The organism is Micromonospora sp. DT229 (assembly GCF_049844505.1).
Lineage (GTDB): Bacteria > Actinomycetota > Actinomycetes > Mycobacteriales > Micromonosporaceae > Micromonospora.
In genome coordinates this window covers 361,645-382,869 of record NZ_JBNCLD010000007.1, presented here as the reverse complement: position 1 = coordinate 382,869, position 21,225 = coordinate 361,645, and the positions used below count along the sequence as shown (strand labels likewise).

Below are 21,225 nucleotides of genomic sequence, written 5' to 3'. Positions count from 1 at the left end.
AGGTTGTTCGTGGTGTCGGTCATGATCGTGGTGTAGTTCGACCCGAAGCTGCCCGGGAAGTTCCCGATCGGCATGCTGGCCCGGTAGATCCGACCGTTGTCCCCGGCGAAGAACAGGTACATGTTCTGGTCGTCACCGATGAGGGCCTGGTCGATCGGGCCGGTGCTGGAGTTGGAGATCGACCCGGTGAACAGGGTCTGCGCCGCCGACCAACTGTTGACGTTGGTGGGGTCGGTCGAGGTCCGGTACGAGAAGGCCGGTCCACCCCACTGGTAGGCGAGCACCCAGATGTTGCGCGGGGCGAAGTAGAACAACGAGGGAGCGACCGCGGCGAAGGGCATCTGGTTCTGGCTGGCCGAACCCATCTGGTTCCAGTTCGAGAACAGGCCGAAGTTCATCGAACCCCACGTCGTGCCGGTGTCGTGGGTGGTGGCGTAGACCAGGTGCTGACCGTTGTACGGGGCGTGGGTGAAGTCCTTCAACGACACCCAACCCGCCCTCGGCTGCGCCAACGCGCCGGTCGAGGACCACCGGTACGACGACGGCAGGTCACAGCTGGTGCCGGGCGGCGGAGAGGTCGGCGGCGGAGAGGTCGGCGGCGGGTTGGAACCGCCGAGGGAGACGAGCCGGAACTGCTGGTTGGCGCCGGTGTGGCAGTCGTAGAGCTGAACCTGGGCGCCGTTGGCGGTGCTCCACACGTCCAGGCAACGCCCGGACTGGGCATTGCTGATGGTGCCGTTGGAGTTGACGTTCCACTGCTGGTTGGTGCCGCTGTGGCAGCTGTAGATCTGCACGGCTGCGCCGTTGCCGGTGCCGGCGGCGTCCAGGCACATGTTGCCGTACACCTGGAGTTGCCTGCTGGCGGTGTGGGTCCAGGACTGGTTGGTCTGCTTGTTGCAGTCGTAGAGCTGGACCCGGGTGCCGTTGTTCTGTGACGCGTTCGGCACGTCGATGCACCGGCCCGACTGGTTGCCGACTATCTCGTTCGCCGAACCGGGCGGCGGAGTGGTCGGGTCGGTCCCCGGGTCCGTGGGCGTGGGAGTCGTTCCCGGGGAGGCGCTGTTCAGCGCCTCCAGCGTCGCGTTGTACGCCTGCTTCTTGTTGCCGTTGTTGTCGAACAGCAGGGGGGTGCCGTAGGAGCGCCAGGAGTCGCTGTCCCGGATGCCCCAGACGGTGATGCCGGTGCATCGGGGGACCGCCAGGCAGTCGTTGACGACAGCGCGGAAGGTGTTGGCCTGGGTGCTGCCGGAGCCTTCGATGTCCAGCTCGGTGATCTGCACGTCCACCCCGAGGGCGGCGAAGCTGGACAGCGTGGTGCGGTAGTTGCTGTTGTACGCCGACTGGGCGTTGAAGTGCGACTGGAACCCTACGCAGTCGATCGGCACGCCGCGCTGCTTGAAGTCGCGCACCATGTTGTACACGGCCTGGGTCTTGGCCCAGGTCCAGTTGTCGGTGTTGTAGTCGTTGTAGCACAGCTTCGCGCCCGGGTCGGCGGCCCGTGCGGCCCGGAAGGCCGCCTCGATCCAGTCACCGCCGGTGCGCTGAAGGTTGGAGTTACGCCGCGCGCCGCTGTTGCCGTCCTCGAACGCCTCGTTCACCACGTCCCAGGAGTCGATCTTGCCCCGGTAGTAGCTCGCCACCCGGGTGACGTGGTTGAGCATGGCCGAACGCAGCGACGGCCCCTCCATCCGCTCCATCCAGGGCGGCTGCTGGGAGTGCCAGGCCAGGGTGTGACCCCGGACCTTCCAGCCCCGGGACAGGGCGTGGTTGACGATCCGGTCGGCGTTGCCGAAGGTGAAGTTGTTCTGCTGCGGTTCGGTAGCGTCGATCTTCATTTCGTTCTCAGCGGTGACGCTGTTGAACTCGCGGTTCAAGATCGTCGTGTAGACGCCATCGTTGAGCTTGTTCGCCGCCACGGCGACACCGAAGTACCGGCCGGACTGGGCGGCGGCCGCGGCCAGGGTGGACTCGGCGGCGTGGGCGAGATTGGGCAGCATCGACACGACGAGTACCGCAACTATCGCGGCCGTTCCGGAGACGGAGAGCGTTCGAAGTCGACGCCCGGAGGGACGGGTCCGGGAGATCATGCAGATCCTCCACTGATGGGATGAGAGCCTCTGTCGCGGGTCGGGGCGGCTGCGGTGGCGGCGCCCCACAATGAGCCCACCCACCTCCCGGGCTACCGGGGAGGCGGTCGGCACTGGTCACCTGACTAGCAGGTCAAGGGTGGCGGTGAATGCGCCCGATGAGTCCGCCCGATGTGGTGGGGCGTGGAACTACAGGTGGTGGACGTGTCGCCGGGCGAACGGGTGAGCCGCGTCAGCCGTGAGGCGCCTCCAGGGGCCGAGGACCGTGTTAGCGATCACATCGATTGGTGGCTATCAGGCTGGCAGAAAGTTACCGGCTTTTCAACCGGTAGTTTCGGTAAGCAACCGGTAGCGTTTCGCTCGACCGGTGGCCGGCGACCGGCTCAGACGTAGGGTCGCGCGGTGACCGGGTAGCCGGAAATCGAGTTCTTCGGCCTGCGGGCCGTGCCCTAGACTCCGCCGATGCTTGAGGTGTCGGGGGACTTCGAAATCCACATCACGGTCCACGCTAATCAGGCCGAAAAGCTGCGGACCTTCGCCGGCGAGCATGGCCTGAAGTTCGTCCATATCGTGCTCGATCGTGGCGCGTACGCCTCTCAACCGATGCTCACCCTGAGCGGGCGAGGCACCCTGACCGAGCAGCAGGACGCGGTGCAGCGTCGGGAACGCGAACTGCGCGCAGCCGGCATTCACCCATGCCGCTCGAAGATCGAGGCGGCACCATGGTGCATCGGTGTACCGCAGTCGGACAAGCAGGCGGCAGCCGAGCCGGACGGCCGGTACTTCGAGCATCACGTCAAACTGCTGCTACCCAGCACGGCGGTCGCGGATCTGGTGGCGCTCACCGAGCTGGTCGCGCCACACGGGGCGCGGCTGTCCCGCAACGCCCGCCGGGAGTTCGCGGACGGCGCGCAGGAACGGTTCGTCAACCAGCGCTGTCATGGTGTCGGGCTCGCCACGGCCCGGCATCGGCTGGACAAGCTCGTCGAGGCCCTCCGGGCCGCTGGCCATGAGCCCACCGCAGTGGAGCAGGAGTACGTCGTCTTCGACAGCGCCCTCCACCACGACCACGGCTGGCTGGACTCGCCGACGCCGGAGGCGAGCGGTTGGGCACTGGAGCGCGAGAACAGGATGAGGTCCGCGCCGGTCGACTCCCCGGACTACCCGCCGACCTACCGGCCACTACCGACCGACCCGACCGTACGCCAGCGGGCGGCCTTCGACCCGGCCCTCAAGCAGTACCCGAACGCCTACCGCGCCGGCGAACCCGACTTCCTGGTGCCGGCCACCGGCCGGCTGTGGACCAGCGCCCGACGTACCGCAATGAATCACATCCTGGCGGCCATCGCCGCAACCGCCTGGGGGCAACATCTGGTCCTGCGCGGCAGCGTCACCATGGCGGCCTGGGCCGGCGACGCCGCCCGCGACCCGGGCGACCTCGACTTCGTCGTGACGCCGCACACCATCACCAGCGACAGCACCGACGCCCGCACCCTGCTCGATGACATCAAGACCGCCATCCGCACCGTGACCGGCGGCGGCCTGCGACCAGACCGGATCACCGAGGCCGCCATCTGGACGTACGAACGCGCTGACGGACGCCGCCTGCTCGTGCCGTTCAGCACCCCGGAGGCACCGGACGGCCACGTACAGATCGACATCGTCTTCGGCGAAGGACTTCCGCTGCCACCAGAGGTGCTGATCCTGCCCGGCGTCGACGAGCCGTTGCTGGCCGCGCCCGCCTCGCTGGCGCTGGCGTGGAAGCTGCTTTGGCTGGCCACCGACATGTACCCGCAGGGCAAGGACCTCTACGACGCGGTCCTGCTCGCCGAACACACAGCCGTCGACCAGGCCCTCGTCCGCGAGCTGATGCGACCGGAACTCGGCGCCGAAGCCGACACCTTCACGGCCGAGACCGTGCTGTCCTGGAAAGTCGACTGGTCCAACTTCACCGACGAGTACCCCGGTATCTCCGGCACCGCCGAGCAGTGGACCAGCCGGCTGGCCCTGGCCCTCGAACAGGCCTGGACCTGACCACGCCAGTACGACACGAACCCGTGGCTCGACCACAGTACGTAGCTGACCCCTGACCGCCTGGTCAGAGTTGGACGACGTGGCCCACCCGTGGCGGCGTGCGGCCCGCGAGGACGTCCAGCCAGGCGTGCCGCAGTGCTTCGGGACCGTTGCCGACCTGCACGTCGAGCCGTTCGTTCAGTACCGGGACGAAGCGCTGCCAGGCTTCGGTGAACCGTTCGTCGAGGCCGTCGCGGCCCCAGTCGCGGCTGCGTTTGCGCATCTGCACCGGGGCGAAGAAGACCTGCCCGGCGGCGTCGGCGTTGGGGGTCTGTTGGGTGAGCCCGACTGCGATGTCCCGGATCAGCAGGTCGCCGAGATGGCCGCGCAGGGCGGCCCGGGTGGCGGGTGAACCGGACAGGTCGAGGTAGACGGTGGTCACCGGGTCGAGGTTGTCGATGTCGTCGTAGCTGAGCACGGTGTCGTAGCAGCCGAGTGACCGGGTGAAGGCGACATTGCCCGGCGAGGTCAGGCCGATCAGGCGCGGTCCGCGGCCGTGCAGTTCGAAGGCGGCGGCGTACGCCGTCTTGCTCGACGCCGAGGACAACACCAGCGACTGCGCGCCGTAGTGGTCGTTGTCGATGATCTGGTCGGCGAGCATGAAGGAGGTGAAGAACAGCGGCCGGAACAGGATCAGCAGGTCCTCCTGCTCGGCCCGGTAGGCGGGGTCTCCGGTGGTCGACCGGTACGCGTTGTACGGCGAGGGCAGGTCGACCCGGTGCGGGCTGGCGTCGCGGAACCCGGTGGCGTCCACCCGCTGCGGGCGTACCACCAGATGGCCGGCGGGCGGGAGGTAGCCGTAGACCCGTTGGCCCGGCTCGACCCCGGCCACGGTGGAGGCGGTCACCTCGGCGAAGCCCCACAGCGGCGGAAGCCCCCACTGCCGGTCCAGCCCTCGGGCCTCGGGTGGGAAGAACTCCCAGTAGCGCATCGCCTCGCCGAGCACCGCGTAGGTCACATTGTTGGCGGTCAGCCCGACCCGGTCCACCCGCAGCAACGCCTCCCCGTCGGCCAGCGTGGGCACGGAGCTGTCGACGAGAGTGGTGCCAGCGAGGTCGTCACGGGCCACGGCGAATGTCCACGAGTCAGCCATGGTGTGACGTTAGGCAGACGCCAGACCGGAGACAAGTGCACTGAGAGTGCAAAATCCCACTCGACGCCACTGCGCCGACCCCGTCCCGGTCGCCTGGGACAGTCGTCCCTGGTGCCTGGGTCTGTGGCCCGCAGAGACTCGCCAGCCGGAGCCGACAGGAGGAACCGGTGGAGAGCGCACATCACGAACCCGTCGCGGGCACGCTGCTGGAGGACGAGGACCCGGAAAGCCAGATCGGGGAGGCGGTCGACTTCGACCTCTTCGACCGCGAGGACCAGGCGGAGCCCGAGCCCGCCGCGGAGGACCCGGCGGGGTTGCGGGCGGCGTACCACCTCGCGCCGACGCTCAGGATTCTGCGGGACGAGGTGGACCGGCGTTGGCCGAACCGGGACCGGACCTCGGACGGCTGGATCGGTGACGCCGCGCACCAGGGCACCCGGTCCGACCACAACCCCGACGCGGACAACGGGTCGGTCAACGCCCTGGACATCGACCGGGACGGCATCGACCCGATGCTGGTGGTCCGCCGGTGCATCGTCCACCCCTCGACCCAGTACGTCATCTTCGACCGGACCATCTGGAGCCGGACCCGCAACTTCGCCGCCGCCCGGTACACCGGCAGCAACCCCCACGACCGGCATCTGCACGTCAGTGTCAGCCACGACCGGGCGTTGGAGGCCAGCACCCGGAGCTGGGGGATCGCCGACGCGGTCGTCCCGAAACTCGGCGACCGGGTGCTGCGCCGCGGCAGTACCGGCAGCGACGTGCGGGAACTACAGACCATCGCGGGTCGGCTCGGCGGCGACCTCGCCGTCGACGGTGACTTCGGACCCCGGACCGAGACCTGGGTCCGCGACTTCCAGAAGGCGCAGCGGCTCACCGTCGACGGTGTGGTCGGCGCCCAGACCCTCGCCGCACTGCGGGCGGCGACCGCACCCGCCCCGCCCTCGACCGGTCGCCGGCCCGGTTCGCGGACCGTACGTCGGGGCAGCATCGGCGAGGACGTGGCCTTCGTGCAGCGGTTCGTCGGCGAGCGGCGGTGTGGACCGGCGACCGGTTCGTTCGACGCGAAGACCGAATCGGGCGTGCGGTGGTACCAGGGAATCCGTGGGATCACCGTGGACGGTGTGGTCGGCCCGCTGACGTGGCGACAGATGGGTGTCCGAGTGACCTACTGACCCGCACCCCGGCCGGGCCGACCGGGGCTCCATGGCGGCGGTGGGACCGGATGGGCGCGGTGGTGTCGCAACGGTGGGTCGTCGATGCCGGGAGGGCGGACGGGTGAGGCATGATGCGTGCGGCGTGGCCCACCCGACCGGATCCGGACCGGACCCGGCCGGCGGCCCGGCTGTGGAGGACGCGATGGCGATGGCCGACCCCGATCGGGGCCGCCCGGTCGTGGCGTGGCTGGTGCTCGCCGTCACCGGCGGGCTCACCCTCGGCGCGGCGGTCGCCGGGACGGTAGCCGCACCCCCCGGGCGGCCGGACCTGCTCTGGTGGCTGGTCGACCTGACCGTCGGCGCCGGGTTCGGGCTGGTGGCCTGGCTGACCCTGCTGCGCCGGTCGCACCCGGCGGCCGGGCTCGCCGCGCTGGTCGGGGTGGGTGCCGCGGCCTCAGCGGCGGCCGCCGGGTGGGCGACCTCGGCCCACCGCTGGCCGTACCTCTGGGCACCGGAGACACCCCCCGCCGGGGCCGTGGTCGTACCGGCCTGGTCGGCCCTGGTCGTGGTGCTGCCGTGGCTGCTCCCGGTGCGACCGGTGGGTCGGTCGGTCCGGATCGCCGTGGGAGCCGCCGTCGCGGCGCAGGTGTTCCTGTCGACCGTGCGGTATGGGTGGCTACCGGACCAGCTCATCGGGCCGGTCCGCGACACGGTGACGCTCGGGCCCGAGCTGCCGGCCGTTCTCGCGGTGCTCGGGTTCGCCGCCACCGCCGGGGTGCTGGCCCGTCGCCGTGCCCTTCCCCCGTGGCAGCGGCACGGCCTGGGGTGGCTGGCCGTCGGCACCCTGCTGCACGCGCTGGCCCTGCTGGGGTCCACCCTCGACCCGGTCCTGCCGCGCGGGGTTCCGGTCGCGCCGCTGCTGATGCTCGCCGCGCAGGCGTTCCTCCCGGCGTCGGTGCTGGTGCTGGTGCTGCGCCAGCGACTGTGGGGGCTGGCGCACACCGTCCGGCGGACCCTGGTGTGGGCGCTGACCACCGGTCTGCTGATCGGCGGGTACGCCCTCGGGGTGGTGGCGCTCGGCACGCTGCTGCCGGCCACCTCGGTGCTGCCCGAGGTGCTGACGACCGCAGCGTTGGCGGCGGTGTTCCACCCGGTTCGCCAGTGGGTGCAGCGCCGGGTGGACCGGCTGGTGCACGGTGACGGCGGGCAACCGCTGATCCGCCAGGTCGCCGACCGGCTGCGTGATGCCGACGGGGGGATGCAGATGCTCGACGCGGTGGCCGACGGGATCGCGGACTCGTTGGGGCTGGCGACCGTGACGATCACGGTGACCGGGGACCCGGGTGGATGGGTTCCCGCGCAGTGGCCGAGCGCTGCGTCCCCCTTCCCGCCGTCCACCGGACCCGGACCGGCCGTGCCGGCCACCGGGCCGATCCCGTCCGCGCCGGCCACCGGGCCGGGCCCGGCTCGCGGGTCGAGGACGTCGGGCAGGGTGCCGCCGCTGACGGTCCGCCTGGTCACCGGCGACCGGCTGGTGGGGGTGCTGCGGGCGTGGCCACGTACCGGGGGGCGGGTGGCCGGCAGGGCGGCTTCGGTCCTGGCCGACCTGGCCCCGGTGCTGGCCGCGCTCGCCGAACTGGCGGTCGCCCAGCAGGCCCTGGAGCGGTCGCGGCTGCAACTGGCCAGGGGGCGCGACGAGGAGCGCCGCAAGCTGCGTCGGGACCTGCACGACGACCTGGGTCCGGTGCTGAGCGGGGTGTCGCTGGGGCTCGCCGCCGGACGCAACATGCTCCGTCCGCACCGGCACCTGCCGGCGGTCGCGGCGGCCGACGACCTGCTGGAACGGCTGGTCGTCGAGGTCGACCGGCAGACGGCGGCGGTGCGCGACAACGCCCGGGACCTGTTGCCCCCGTTGCTCGACGACGGGGCGTTGCGGCCGGCGCTGGAGCGGTTACGGCAGCGCTACGCCGACGCCGGGCTGCTCCTGCGGGTCCGTTCACCCGGGCACGTGGTCGAAGGCGTACCAGTCCAGGCTGCCGGAGCCGTACTCGTCGGTGGTGAGGACGAACTCCGGTTCGCCGCCGACGGCGGGGGCGGCCAGCGACACCTGGTACTCCAGCCGCTGCGGCGACCAGGTGGGCAGCTCCGGCAGGGCCCGCCCGGTCACCCCGTCGTACCAGGCGAGGAAGCGCAGCGCCGCGGCCCGGATGGGCCGCTCGATCGCGCCTGCCAGGGGTGGCTGCGCGGGCAGCCTCGGACGGATCTTGCCGGGCGGGCGCAGCCCCGAGTCGAGGGCGGCGAAGAGCGCCACCCCGTCCGGCACCCGGGCCGCCAACAGCCGCTCCCCGGCCGGCAGGCCCTCGGTGGGGGCGGGATGCGTGGCCAGCAGCCCGGCGAGGTAGCCGGCCTGGCTCTCGGCGGACAGCCCGGCGGCCTTCCGCTCCTCGGCCAGCAGGGTCAGGAAGTACCCACCGGCCCGCAGGGCCAGGTCCCGGGTGCCCTCGGTGCCGACCACCGCCGGTTCCGACTCGACCAGGGCCTCCAGGGGCACGGTACCGACGTCGTACCGCAGTCCCGTGGCACCGTCCGGGCCGCTGGGGGGTGGCCCGGGACGTAGCCGGGTCAGCCCGGTTACCGTGCCGCGCAACCGGGCCCAGACCGGGGTACCGGCGTCCGTACCGGCGAACTCGCCGAGCTGCCACTGCCGGGTCAGCAGCCACAGGGGATCGGCGATGCCCGCCTGTAGGCCCTCCTCCCCGGTCCGTTCCCGGACCGTCGGCTCCAGCCGGGCCCAACCGTTCTGCATGCTCATGACTTCTCCCAGCTCACACGTCGGTGCTGTTCCAGAACATGACCTCGTACGTGAAGGCCCCGGCGAGTTCGTGTTTCTCCTCGACGTGCTCCCACGTCCCCCGCACGGCCAGGGTCGCGGGCACCGGCGTCCAGCGCTTGGTCGGGATGATCGGTTTGCCGAGGTCGTCGTACTCGACCGGCGGTCTCGGCCGACCGGGTACCCGCAGGGTCACCGCCAACTTGCCCGGCACGGTGGTCAGTGCCACCCCGGTCACGGGCAGGTCGAGTCCGGGCACCCAGAAGGTGATCTGTGTTTCGTTCAACGCAGCCGCCCCCGTCGGCAGCTGGTGGCCGTAGACCTCGAGCACCACCGTGGCGTTGGACTGGTCCTGGCGCACTACGGCTGGGGTGACGGCGGTGATGGTGACCCGGGGGGTGACGTGGACGGACCAGGCGGCGACGCCACCCCGGGTGACCAGCCGCAGTTCGTACTTGCCGAGCGCGGGGTAGTCGGTGCCGGTGCCGGCCGCGCTCAGCTCCAGATCGGTCTTGTCCGACGACTGGGTGAGCACCCCGAGCCCTAGCCCGGGCTTGTCGACGCTCCACGTGCTGGTCTCCTGCGGGATGTGCAGGTTCTCGCCGGTGACCCTGACCTGCACGGTGCGCCCCTGCCGGACTCCGGTGACCGCTGTCTGCGTCCCCATCAGGACGACGGAGTTGATCCGGGGCTGCCCGGCGACCTCCGGCATCCCGAAGGTCGCCGGCACCGACGCGAGCCGGCTCACCTCCACCGCACCGGGGGCGGTAGTCGGCCACAGCGGCAGGTACGCCAGCGAGCTGAGCAGGTGCTCGGGGAGGAGGTCGGTCCGGTCCACGGACCGGAGCTTGACCAGGTCGATGGTCTCGTTGACGGTCGCGGCCAGGTCGTCGAGGGTCCAGCTGCCGCCGGTCGGCCGGGGCGATACCGCCAGCAGCACGGCCTGCGGTGCCTGCGCCCCGGGCGCGTCGTAGTGGTACGCGACCGCCGTCGTCTCCCGACGGGCCGGCACCACCTCGCCCCACTCGTCGAGCAGCAGCCCGGCCAGCGAGCCGGTGGCGGCCGGGCCGGCACCGACCGCGACGAGCGAGGTCACCCCGGTCGGCACCGTGCCGGCCGGGTCCAGCGGCGGCAGACCGACCCAGCGCCGGGCCGGTTCCCCGGCGGCCGGCGCGGGCACCTGACCGATCCTCAAATCCAGACCCCACCCGGTCGCCAGCGCCTGACCGAACCGGCAGGCCGTCTCGACCGCCGCGACCGCCGGCCGGATCCGGGCCGTCCGGGCGAACCAGGCCAGCGGCTCCTGACCGGCCGGCGCGCCGCTGATCGAGGTGCCGGCGAACGCGCGGGCGAGCTGGCCCGGGTCGGCCGGGGTGAACCGGGGTACCACCAGGAAACCCGGCCCGAAGACGGCCCGGAGCAGGTCGATCCAGTCCGGTGCCCGGCTGGCCCGCGCCGCGATCTCGTCCGCCGCCATGCTGCGGCGCCGCACCTCGGCGTAGCCGGCGAGGACCTGGGTGGTGAGGGTGGCCACGGCGGTGGCGGTCACCTCGGTCGCGGGCCCCCCGTCCGCTCCGGTGGCGTCGAGGATGTGCCGGGCCACCGGCACCACGTTCGGCACCCCGAAGGCGGTGGCGGTGAGCAGGTGCGCCGCCGCCGTGCTCAGGTCGGCGACGCCCTCGGGGTGCCCGTGGTCCTCGGCGTCCCCGACGGCGTCGCGCAGCGCCGCCCGCAGGGTGGTCAGGCCCAGGTGGGCCACCATCGCCCGCTGCCGCAACTCGTCCAGGAGCACCCCGTCGGGCTCGTCCTCGTCGCCCGCCGTGCCACCGGCGGCCAGGTCGGGGCGGGTCAGCGGACGGGCGGTGGAGAGCACCGCCGCGATCGAGCGCACCACCTCCAGCAGGTCGGTGAGGTAGACCTGGCCGACGCTGAGCGGACCGGCCGGGTCCGGCAGGAGCCGCACGGCGGCGTCCGGTCCGACGCCGGTCGGGCGGCGCGCCGGGTCCAGGTGGTGCCAGGCGAGCCGGCTCTCGATCCCGGCCAGGTCGTCGGCGTACCCGAGCAGGTCCAGCGGGTACGGCAGCGCGTCGTCGAGGGTGACCCGGCGGGTCGGGGCCAGGGCCGCGCCGGTCGCCGGGTCGACGAAGGTGAGGTCGGCGACCACCCGCTCGGCGGGGCCCAGCACCGCCGCCACCCAGGCGGCGAGGGCGGGCTCGGCGGTCTCCCGGGGACCGGTCTGCCACCCGCCCGACCCGGCGCCGGGCGGGGGCGCGTCCAGCATCAGCAGGAGCCGGTGGGTGATCCCGGCGCCGGTGCGGGGGGTACGGACGACCTCCAGCTCCGGCGGGGCGACCCCGTCGACCTTGCCGATCGCCAGCGCCGCGCTGGCCCGCTGGTAGTTGCCCTGCAACGTGTGGTGCAGCCCTTCGGCGACGGAGAGGTCACCGACCGCGTCGAGGGCTTCCCGGGCCACCTCGATCGCCGGTCGGACAGCGGCCAGCGGGGGCAGCCCGCCGACCCCCCAGCTGAGCTGCCCGGCGGTGTGTGCGGTGAGCAGCGCGACCCCGTCGACCACCTCCTGCTCACCGGTCTGACCGGCCAGCGCGGCGACCGCCCGACGCAGCGCGGGGATGCCCGCCGCCTGCCCGGTGTCGTGCAGGGCCCGCTCGATGCGGTACCCGATCAGCGCCGCCAGGGTCTGCCCCTGGCGCAGCCCCTCGATGACGGCGGTGCCGAGCCGGACCCGGCGGGAGGAGAGGTCGAGGGCGAAGGGGCTGGTCCCGGTGGCGTCGGCCTCCTCGGCGTGGTTGAGGTGACCGGCCCGCAGCACGGCGGCGGTCGCCGCCTGGGCCACGCTCGGCGCGTGCAGGTAGCCGGCGTCGCTGGCGCGGCGCAGCAGGCCGGGCGCCTCACCCGGCGGGATCTGGTCGGCCGGTACGGCGAGGTCCTGGCTGCCGGGGGTCAGGTTCTCGACGAAGCCGTACCCGCCGAGGGCGAGCCCGGCCTGCGGGTCGGCGCGCAGCCGGGCGAGCCGCCGGGTGGCCACCGAGGTGGCCCAGGCGTCGAGCCGGAACCCGGCCAGGTCCAGGGACTCCCAGGTGGCCAGGTCGACCACCCGGGCGGGCCGGGTGGCCAGGTCGTCGAGGGCGGCCAGCAGTTCCTCGTACCGGTTCAGCGGCGGCGGTTCGGCGGCGGGGTCGCCGAAGTGGCCCCGGGCCGGGTAGTCCCGCACGTCCGGGGCCGGACCGGTGGCGACCAGCCGGGCCGCGTGCCGCAGCAGCAGGTACAGCACCGAGTCGGCCGGCTTGCCCGGCCAGCCACCGGCCTCGACGTCGGCGGGCAGGGTGGCCAGCATCCGGGCCCGCAGGGCGGCGAGCCACGGCACGGTCGGCGCCGTCAGGTCGGCCGCGACCGTCGGCAGGTGCCCGTCGTGGAGGGTCGCGCCGGTGAACGCCTTCACGGCGTCGAACGCCGTGAAGGGCGGCACCCCCAACGCCGCGCTGATCCGCTGGTGCATGAGCTGGGCGACGACGATCCGCCCGGCCAGTTGGGACCGGTCGAGCCTTTCCGGTCCCCCCTCGAAGCCGAGGGCCCGGTCGAGCCACTCGTGCGCGCCGAAGACACCCCGCATGGCGTACCCGTCGGAGACCGGGCGGCGCTTGAGGATCTCCAGCACCGGCTTCGTCTCCGGTCGGCTGGTGGTGAGGGCGGTCAGCCAGGTCGGGCGGAGGCGGCGGACGAGGTCGGCCACCCGGGCACCGGTCGGGTCGGCCGGGTCGGCCTGGTAGCGGTCCAGGGAGACGACCGGGAGTACGCCGTAGGGCTGGTTGCCGATCCGCAGCGTGGCCAGGGGGCCCCGGGCCCGGACCCAGTCCACGAAGTGCCGCCGGTACGGCTCCAGCCGGGTGGGACCGACGGTGGTCAGGAACCGTTCCAGCAGGTACCCCCAGGTGGCGGGCCAGAGGGCGGCGTTCATCGCCTGCGCGTCGCGCGACTCCCGCCCCTCGGCCCCCTCGACCCTGCCGAACACCTTGCGGGGTACGCCGAGCGCGGCGGCCAGCCGGGCCCCGTCGGAGCCGTCGTCGGCGGCCTCGGGGAAGAGTTCCCGGCGGCTGGTGTCGGCGGCCAGACCCGCCTCGTCGAGGCCGGAGGGGCCGCGTTCGGTGTTGTTCGTCGGGGTGCCCTGGGCGACCAGGGCGAGTCCGTCGGTGTAGCGGTGCGAGGTGAGCAGCGCGGCGAGGTCGGCGGCGCCGCGCACCCCGGCGGTGCCGCCGGGGTCACCCGGGCGGGCCTCGACCCGGACCCCGAGTACGACGAGCCGGTCCAGGACCAGTTGGGTGGGGCCGAGCGGAACCCGCAGCAGCATGCCGTTCGCCTCGCCCTCGGCGGGGTCGATCATCCAGGCCATGCCCGGCGGCACGTCGAGGGGGTCCGGCCGGTGCCCGGAGGCATCCGGTGCCGGCGGCGGCGCGGGCGTGACGGCCTCGCCCGGCGGCGGGCTGACCGCGAGGTCACGGGGGACCGGTGCGGTCTCACGCTGGAACACCACCTGGCCGGCGCGGTACCCGAGCACCACGAAGCGGTCCGGCAGGGCGCGGGCGCGCACCGGCTGCGACCACATGGCCGGACGGTCGCCCAGGGGCTCCCCGTCGGTGAGTCGCCGGGCGAGCCAGGCGGCGCGGGTCTCGCCGAACTGTTCGACGAGCCGGGCCCACGCGGAGACCACGTCGGGCGCGTCCGGGTCGGGACCGTGCCCACCGGCGGCGAGGAACTCCTCGCGGGCCTGCGCCTCGACCGGGGTCAGCCCCGGCTCGTGGGAGTCGAAGTGGATCTGGTCGGGGTAGACCCGGACCAGCAGGTCGGCGCCGGGCTGGCCGCCGGACCGGGGTAGGTACCGGGTCTCGATCCGGTACGGCAGCAGGGCGATCGGCGTGCCGGTGGGCACGGCGGTGATGTCGGGCATGGTGTCTCGTTCTCCGGCCTCAGTCGGCGGTGAGCAGGTCGGCGGCGTGGATCAGCACCCGCAGCGGCAGCCGCAGGGTGCGGCGGGCGACCTCGGCGGCGGTCACCCCGGTGCCGGCGAGGGGGTCGCCGGTGGGGGGCGGGCCGAACCGGGTCTCGGTGGGTTGCTCGGCGAAGACGAAGAACCAGCCCGGCGGGTCGGTCCGCCCGGTCGCCTGCTCCTCGGTCAGGTCGAAGCCGAAGTAGCGCAGGTCCGCGCCGAGGGTGCCGCCGAAGATCGGGTACGCCACGTTGCCGGTGCCGGCCTCGTCCGCCGGGGCGGTCCGTGAGGCGGCGCGGACCGCGTAGACGGCCGTACGCGGGTGACGGCGCAGCAGTTCACCACGGACCGCCAGGACCAGACGGGCGGCGTCGCCGGTGACCACCTGGTCGAGCCGCCGGTCGGCCGGCCACTGCTCGATCGGCGGCACGTCGGCGGCGCCGTCGCCGCCCTGGCCGCGCTGGTCCCAGAAGTGCCGGAACAGGGTGGTCCGTTCGGCCAGGGGAAAGTCCCGCCACCGCAGCTCGCTGGCGAGTTCGGTGGTCAGCCCGGCGAGGAAGGCGGCGACGAAACGGGGGTTGGTCTCCAACGCGACCACGCTGTCCGGCGGGATCCGGTCTGCGCCGGGCAGCAGGAACTGCGGCGCGAGCCGGGCCAGTTCGCCGACCATCGGGGTCGGGAAGGTCGGTGCCACCCGGATCCGGTCCGGCTGGTCGGCGCCGGTGGCCCCGTTGAGCCGGCTGGACACCCGCTGCTTGACGGTCCGGGCCGGATCGAGGGCGCGGGTCAGCGCTGCCACGTCGGCCGGCGCGACGGTGACCGGGGCCGGTGCGGCGACCCGTCGGGCGATGGGGCCGCGCCGCCGGGTGACCCGCCGGTACGCGGTCGTGGTCACCAGCGGTGCCCCGGCGGTGCGTCCCAGCGGCGCCGCCAGTTGGGTCAGGGTCAGTCCGTCGTCCGGCAGGCCGGTGAGCCGGCGGGCGTGCAGACTGCCGTTGACGGTGTTCGCCACGTCGCTGGTGGCCAGCAGCCGGTTGACCGGCCGGACGTCGCCGGCCTGCTGCCAGGCCGCCGCGACCAGGTCCTCCTGACGGTCCCGGACGACCGCGGCGGCCAGCCCCGCGACGCCCCGGTACCGGGGGTCGAGGTTCAGCTCGGCCAGCCAGCCGGTGTCGCCGACCGATACCGTCCGCCGGCCGACCTGCTCGCCGCCGTACAGGGGAGCGGCGCTGCCCGACCTGGTGCCGACGAGCGGGGCGAGGGCCTTGCGTACCCAGTCCGGTGGGGTGGTGTGGCCGCTGCCGGGGCGTACCAGCGCGCCGTCGAACGGGGGCAGCGGCGCCGCCCCGGTCGGGGCGGTGAGCCCGCTGCCGGCCAGGTCGAAGGGGCGCCGGCCGACACCCTCGGGAGCCGATCGGAACCGCAGCGCCCGGACCAGGTCGGCGAAGCTGTGGCCGACGCCGGTGCTGAACTCCCAGTGGTGGTAGACCGGCAGGGTCACCTCCTGGTCGGTGGCGTGCCAGGCCGGTCCGGTCCCCTCGGGCAGTGGCAGGTTCAGCCCGGCCGCCCGGCCGATGGCGAAGGTCGGCACGAGGCAGGCGTGGTAGCGGGCGTCGGGTCGCAGCGGGGTGGGGCAGATCAGCCGGGAGACGGTCCGCTCCGGCGCCCGGCGCAGCACCTGCGCGGCGGACTCACCGGTGGCGAGGGCACCGACCAGTTGCACGTGCGCCCAGGCCCAGGAGTGGGTGAGGTCGGGCAGTTCCCGCCGGGCGTCGGCGGGCGTGCGGATCTCCAGCACGGTGGTGTTGCGCACCCCGTCCGTGCGCAGCCGGACCCCGGGCTGTTGGCGAACCGCCACCAGGCAGAGCCACGGCGGAAGCCGGTCGCCGGCCGGGGTCAGCGGGGTGAACAGCCAGGGCAGGGTCGGCGAGTCGAGGTCCAGGGTCGGGTAGTGGTCCGGCTCGAAGCCGAGGGTGTCGGGCGGCGGGTCGGTACGGAGCACCTGGTGCGGGGCGAGCCCCGTCACGTCGCCGGGGCCGAGGGTGGCGACGGCGATCTCGCCGAGGGACTTATCGTTCAGGGTCGCGGTGACGGTGACGTGGCCGCGGCGCGGGTCCTCACGGGGGCCCGGCGCGCGGAGCCGGCTGGCCAGGCCCTCCCTGGCCCAGGGCAGGAAATGGTAGGTCGAGGACACGGTCACTCCCGGGGGACGTCGTCGTTTTCGATGAGCTTGCGGACCCCGCCGGCCCCCTGGGCGGCGAGCGCCTCCCGGGCCTCGGCGAACCGGGCCGGTGGTCGGGCCGGGGTGAGCACCGCCAGCGCGCCGTCGGTGGGCGGGGTGGCGGTGACCACCGCGTACAGCGGCTCGGCCAGGCTGATGTCGGAGGCGGGTCCGGCGAACGCTCGGGCACCCTGCGCGCCGGCCCCGTTGACCGCCGCCGCGCCGGCCCCGGCCTGCACCTTCATCCGGTTGTCCGGGATCGGCCGGGTCACGGGCTGCCCGGTGCTGCCGCCGTCGGGCGTACGGGTCACCACCTCGTCCTCGGTCCGGGCGGCGACCAGGCGCCAGGCCGGCTCCGGGGGCAGGGTCAGCGCCGAGTCGTCGACGCGGAAGCCGGAAGGCCACCGCTCGAACGAGGGCGCGGAGAGCTTCTCCATGTCGTCCAGGTCGAGGTACTCCGCCGGGGGGAACAGGTCGTCGACCGGCGTCGACCGGGCCGGGACACCGTCGAGGGTGACGGCGCCGAGAGTGAACCGCCGTACGTCTCCGGCGAGGGCCGCCGTGCCGTACCGGTCGACGGTCACCTCCAGCGGGGCCACCTTCTGCCGGACCGTCAGCGACCCGAGCGGGTGCACCAGGACCTCGGTGCCGGCGATGGCCGACTCGGCGAGGGTGACCAGCGGCCCGGTCCCGGTGGGGGGTTCGGCCGTCCAGTTCGCCGGATCGGCCAGGGCCGCGCGGACCCGGTCCGCGAGGTTCACCCGCAGCGGCGGGGGGGTGACGGCGCGTCTGCCGACGGTGACGTCGAAGCGGATGGAGTGCCGGCCGAGGAAGGTGAAACTGGCCCGTCCCACCGCCCGCCAGGGGCGGGGCCCGGTGAGGCTGCCGGCGAGTTCCACCGCGAGGACCGGGTCACCGTTCCAGGTGAGCGCGACCATCGCGTAGATGTCGATGGCGAAGGAGAGCGGTTCGAGCACGATCAGCGCGTCGAAGCTGAGCACCGCGGCGATGGCGAAGGTCCCGACGAGCGGTACCGAGATCCCGGCGTACAGGTCGAGGCGGGCCCCGAACTGGACGGTGTTCGAGGTGATCGCGAGGTACGACGCCAGCCGCAGCCGGGGGTTGCCGTCGCCCAGCGACAGGGTCAGCCGGGACAGCACCGGCACGGAGTCCGGCTGCGGGTAACGCGGGTGGAACCCGCCGATCGAGACCAGGAAAGACGGTCGGTCTCCCCAGTTGGCACGGACGGCCATCCGCCCGGTGAGGGTGAACCCGGCCAGCCGGGAGTCGCGCAGCACCCCGTCGATCGCCAACGTCCGTTCGCCGAAGTCGAGCGTGCCCACCAGATCCACCTGGATCAGCGCCACCGGTTCGGTGCGCCCGGGCGGCAGCGCGATCCTCAGTTGACCGGCGAGCACCACCCGCACCGGCGTCGGGAACTGCATGAAGAGGCCCAGCCGGGCGGTGAGCAGTCCCTGCGCGCCCCAGGTGAGTTCGACGGTCGGCCCGACCACGTGCTGGCCGACGGTGCTGGGGAAGAACCGGTCGAGGTCCCGGATCAGGCGGGGGGCGTTGCCGATCGGGTCGGCCGGGAAGAGCAGGCCGTCCAGCCCGCCGTCGGCGAGCCCGTCGCGCATCGCCTGTGCCCGGACCGCCCGGTTGACCCCGATCAGGCCGCCGACCCCGGTGAGCGTGAAACCGAACCCGAGCTGGACCGGGGGAAACCGCACCGAGATGAGGACGAGCAGGGAGAACCCGGGGGAGCCGTCCGGCATCCGGGTGTCGAGCAGACCGATCGCGGACAGCGCCTGGTCGAGGAAGCTGAGCTGGACGACGCCGCCGTACCGGCCGTCGTCCTGGGCGAGCAGGAACCCGCCGCCGGTGACGATTCCGGCGTCGACCGCGATCCCGATCCCGGACGGCCGCAGGAACGCCAGGTCCACGTCGATCGGGCCGAGGCTGCCGGCACCGTCGGCGGGGGTCAGCGCAGCCCGTACCCCGAGACCGGTGGCCGAGGCGGTGACCGGCCCGAGTCGTACCGTGAGGTCGGTGGTCAACCGCACCTCGGCCCCGGCGGTCCCGACGGGGCCGGTGGCGCCGCCGCCGGGCAGCCCTGTGCTGCCGGCCCGCACCCCGGCGGTGACGTGCTCCACGCGCAGCGGGCCGAAGCTGGCACCGACCGGCAGGGTCAGCTCCAGCCCACCGCCGCCGGTGAGGGTCAGGCCGTGCTCCGGTGACCAGCGCAACCCGGCGTCCAGATCGATCCGGATCGGGTAGGGCGGCAGGACCGCGGCGAGGAACCCGTCGTCGCCTGGTGCGATCAGCAGGCGGGCGCCGTCCAGGCTGAGGACGAGGTCACCGGTGGGTCCGGTGGCGGTGAGCCGGCCCTGCGCGGTGAGTCGAAGCTGGTCGACCTCCAGTCGGGTCGCGTCCGGGGCACCGAGGCGCAGGGCCGGCTCGCCGGGGTTGGGGCCGGCGTACCGCAGCTCGATGGAGCCGGTCAGCTCGGCCCCGGCGGGCGGGGTGGACCCGTCGGCGGGCCGGAACCGCGCGCCGTCCCGGGTGACCACGACCGGGGTGACCAGGCCGGTGAGTCGACTCTCCAGGGCCCACTGGCCGTACTCGACCGTGGCGTCGAGGGTTCCCTGGGGTGCGAGCACGAGGGCCAGCGGTGGGTCGAGCGGGTTCTGCGCGGTGTCCCGGGCCAGTCCGGCGGCCAGGTGCAGGGTGGTCTGGCCCAGCGGGTCACCGACCGGGTCGGTGCCCGTCTCGTCGGGTGCGCCGACCGGCGCCGACCAGGACAGGTGCAGCAGACGCCGGGCGGCGTCGCGCTGCGCCGGGCTGAGCCCGGACTCGGCCGCGTCGACGCCCGGGGTGCCGTACGAGGCAGGCACGCCGACGCCGGTCAGCCACCGAACCAGTGGTTCGCCGAGAGCGTCGGCGATCTCGGTGGGCAGCGTGGGTGGGCCCTCGGGTCCGAACAGCCGGTCCCGGAGCACACCCACCGGGTCGACCAGCAGCCGGCCCACCGGATCGACCGTGAAGAAGGGACGTTCCCGCCGGTCCCGGGCCTGTCTGCCGCCGATCGTGACGGGCGCCGTGGCGGTGACCAGGCGGCGCACACCGAGCACGTCGAGGGCGACCCGCAGGTTCGGCGCGTACAGCGCCAGGTGCGCGTCGAGCAGGTAGCTGAACAGGTCGGTGAGGAAGAGCCGGTACGGGTCGGCGTCCTGGTGTGGGGGAGCGGGTCGGCCCGGCGCACCCGGGGCGGGTGGGGGCCGCCAGCCGTCGAACAGGTCCACGACGGCCGTGACGGCGGTGCGGATCTCGGTGAGACACCACGCCGCGTCGCCGAGGTCGTCGAGGCCCGCGTCGATCCGGGCGGCGACCCGGGCCACGGTGTCCCGGCAGCGGACCAGGGCGTCGACGAACGCGGGGAGGTCGAAGCCGGTGAGGGCGGAGAGGTCCCAGCCCATGCCGTGCAGCAGCCGGTCGCGGGCCTGGGTGTCGCCGGCCGCGTCGGTGAGGGGACGCAGCAGTGCGACCGCGTGCTGGACGAGGATCGCCTGTACCGGTCGGGTCATGGGTGGCACCGACCGGCGCGGTGCGGCCGGACGTCCGCGGTGGACTCTCCGGCGGCGGTGGGACACCGGCCCGGTGGGCGGGTGCTGTCGGGCATGACGACGGCACACCTCTGCGGCATGGTGGAACTCCTGTCGGTGGCTGGCCGGACGGCGCTGGGCGAGTCTGTTCGTGGAGCGGACCCAGACACCAGGGACCGGCGTCCCGTCCACTCGGGACACGACCGGACCACCCGAAGGGGTGAGGGATCCGACCTGTCGGACGACAACCACCCCGGACTTCCGGCAGGCGGGGCTGCTCGACCAGCACCGTTGGGCTCGATGGGTGCCGGGGCGCCGCGCCCGCGGGCTGCCCTTGTCTGCTGGATGAGCTGCTCCCGTTCGCGTGGCACCACGACGGGTAGTACGCGAGCAACCGATCGAGGCTGAGTGACCGTCGATCGGACGGGCTCGGCGTTGCGATATCGTCAAGGTGCCCACACCGGCGTCGAGCAGTCCGCGTCCGTCGGCTGTCGATGGTCCGCAGGGCGCCCCACCATTCCAGGGAGATACCGATGCCGGAGCCTGAGCCCGTCCAGGACGACCACGCGGCGGATGCCGAATCCTCAACCACGGCCGAGACCGACCAGCCTGCCGTTCCCGCAAATCGGGCTGCCCGGCGCGCGAAGGGCAAGGTCGCCTCGCCTCAACCATTCGGAAAGGGCCAGCAGATCGGCGGTCGGGGCTCGGTCCAGAGCCCGCGCCAGTGGGGTAATCGCCGAAGCGGTTGATCCGTTGGTGGAGCCCGTTGGCAAACCCCATCATGGTGTCGCGGATCGCCGGTACGAAGCCGGCCAAGCGCTGCGGCATCCTGCTGCTGAACCCGGGAGGTCCGGGCAGCACGGGTCTGGACGATGCCGGCGGACCTGGTCGGGTGGGGTCTGCCGAGCAGCGTGTCAGACAGCTACGACCTGATCGGCATGGACCCCCGGGGGTCGGGCGGTCGGCGCCGGTGAGCTGCGGCTTCACCGGTGAGCTGGGATACTTCAGCAACATCCCGCCGTACGCGGTCGACGACGCGGCAGTCATCGCGCAGGCGAGGGTCGCGAAGGCGCGCAAGACCCAGACCTGGACCCGCCACGAAGCGGCGCGCTACGCCCGCGAACACGACTGGCTGTGAACGGTGGCCCGGACGGCTC

Annotated in this window: 9 protein-coding genes; 4 read left to right on the top strand and 5 right to left on the bottom strand. The window is 73.3% G+C overall.

The window, feature by feature from the left end:
- Positions 1–1,997, bottom strand: a 1,997-nt coding sequence (locus ACLQ2T_RS14610) for a non-reducing end alpha-L-arabinofuranosidase family hydrolase (RefSeq protein ID WP_425766646.1), incomplete at its 3' end; no start/stop codon positions are given.
- A 552-nt stretch (positions 1,998–2,549) separates the two neighbouring features.
- Between ACLQ2T_RS14610 and ACLQ2T_RS14605 the strand changes: the two genes are divergently transcribed.
- A complete protein-coding gene (locus ACLQ2T_RS14605; RefSeq protein ID WP_425766630.1) occupies positions 2,550–4,121 on the top strand; it encodes a nucleotidyl transferase AbiEii/AbiGii toxin family protein in 1,572 nt (523 codons plus the stop codon).
- Positions 4,122–4,185: 64 nt separating this feature from the next.
- On the opposite strand, the gene ACLQ2T_RS14600 is transcribed toward ACLQ2T_RS14605, so the two are convergent.
- Positions 4,186–5,253: a DUF2855 family protein gene (locus ACLQ2T_RS14600; protein WP_425766629.1), complete on the bottom strand. Its 1,068-nt coding sequence runs from the start codon at positions 5,251–5,253 to the stop codon at positions 4,186–4,188.
- A gap of 167 nt (positions 5,254–5,420) precedes the next feature.
- Here ACLQ2T_RS14600 and ACLQ2T_RS14595 point away from each other — a divergent pair, with 167 nt between their 5' ends.
- Entirely contained in the window at positions 5,421–6,431 is a 1,011-nt protein-coding gene (locus ACLQ2T_RS14595) for a peptidoglycan-binding domain-containing protein (RefSeq protein ID WP_425766628.1), read from the top strand.
- A gap of 103 nt (positions 6,432–6,534) precedes the next feature.
- On the top strand, positions 6,535–9,030 hold the full coding sequence (locus tag ACLQ2T_RS14590; protein WP_425766627.1) for a hypothetical protein: 2,496 nt from the start codon (positions 6,535–6,537) through the stop codon (positions 9,028–9,030).
- 208 nt (positions 9,031–9,238) lie between these two features.
- Here ACLQ2T_RS14590 and ACLQ2T_RS14585 read toward each other — a convergent pair whose 3' ends face one another.
- The 3 genes from ACLQ2T_RS14585 to ACLQ2T_RS14575 are packed head-to-tail and all read right to left on the bottom strand — an operon-like array spanning position 9,239 to position 20,050.
- Positions 9,239–14,206: a hypothetical protein gene (locus tag ACLQ2T_RS14585; RefSeq protein ID WP_425766626.1), complete on the bottom strand. Its 4,968-nt coding sequence runs from the start codon at positions 14,204–14,206 to the stop codon at positions 9,239–9,241.
- Between the two features lie 19 nt (positions 14,207–14,225).
- On the bottom strand, positions 14,226–16,439 hold the full coding sequence (locus ACLQ2T_RS14580) for a hypothetical protein (RefSeq protein WP_425766625.1): 2,214 nt from the start codon (positions 16,437–16,439) through the stop codon (positions 14,226–14,228).
- 2 nt (positions 16,440–16,441) lie between these two features.
- Positions 16,442–20,050 (bottom strand): DUF6603 domain-containing protein, encoded by a 3,609-nt coding sequence (locus ACLQ2T_RS14575; protein WP_425766624.1) that lies wholly within the window; start codon positions 20,048–20,050, stop codon positions 16,442–16,444.
- A 784-nt stretch (positions 20,051–20,834) separates the two neighbouring features.
- Between ACLQ2T_RS14575 and ACLQ2T_RS14570 the strand changes: the two genes are divergently transcribed.
- Entirely contained in the window at positions 20,835–21,206 is a 372-nt protein-coding gene (locus tag ACLQ2T_RS14570) for a hypothetical protein (protein ID WP_425766623.1), read from the top strand.
- The last annotated feature ends 19 nt before the right edge of the window (positions 21,207–21,225 follow it).

Excerpts from the sequence above, each read along its gene's own strand:
- ACLQ2T_RS14605 (WP_425766630.1), top strand. The coding sequence starts at position 2,550 with ATGCTTGAGGTGTCGGGGGACTTCGAAATCCACATCACGGTCCACGCT.
- ACLQ2T_RS14600 (WP_425766629.1), bottom strand. The coding sequence starts at position 5,253 with ATGGCTGACTCGTGGACATTCGCCGTGGCCCGTGACGACCTCGCTGGC.
- ACLQ2T_RS14585 (WP_425766626.1), bottom strand. The coding sequence starts at position 14,206 with ATGCCCGACATCACCGCCGTGCCCACCGGCACGCCGATCGCCCTGCTG.
- ACLQ2T_RS14575 (WP_425766624.1), bottom strand. The coding sequence starts at position 20,050 with ATGACCCGACCGGTACAGGCGATCCTCGTCCAGCACGCGGTCGCACTG.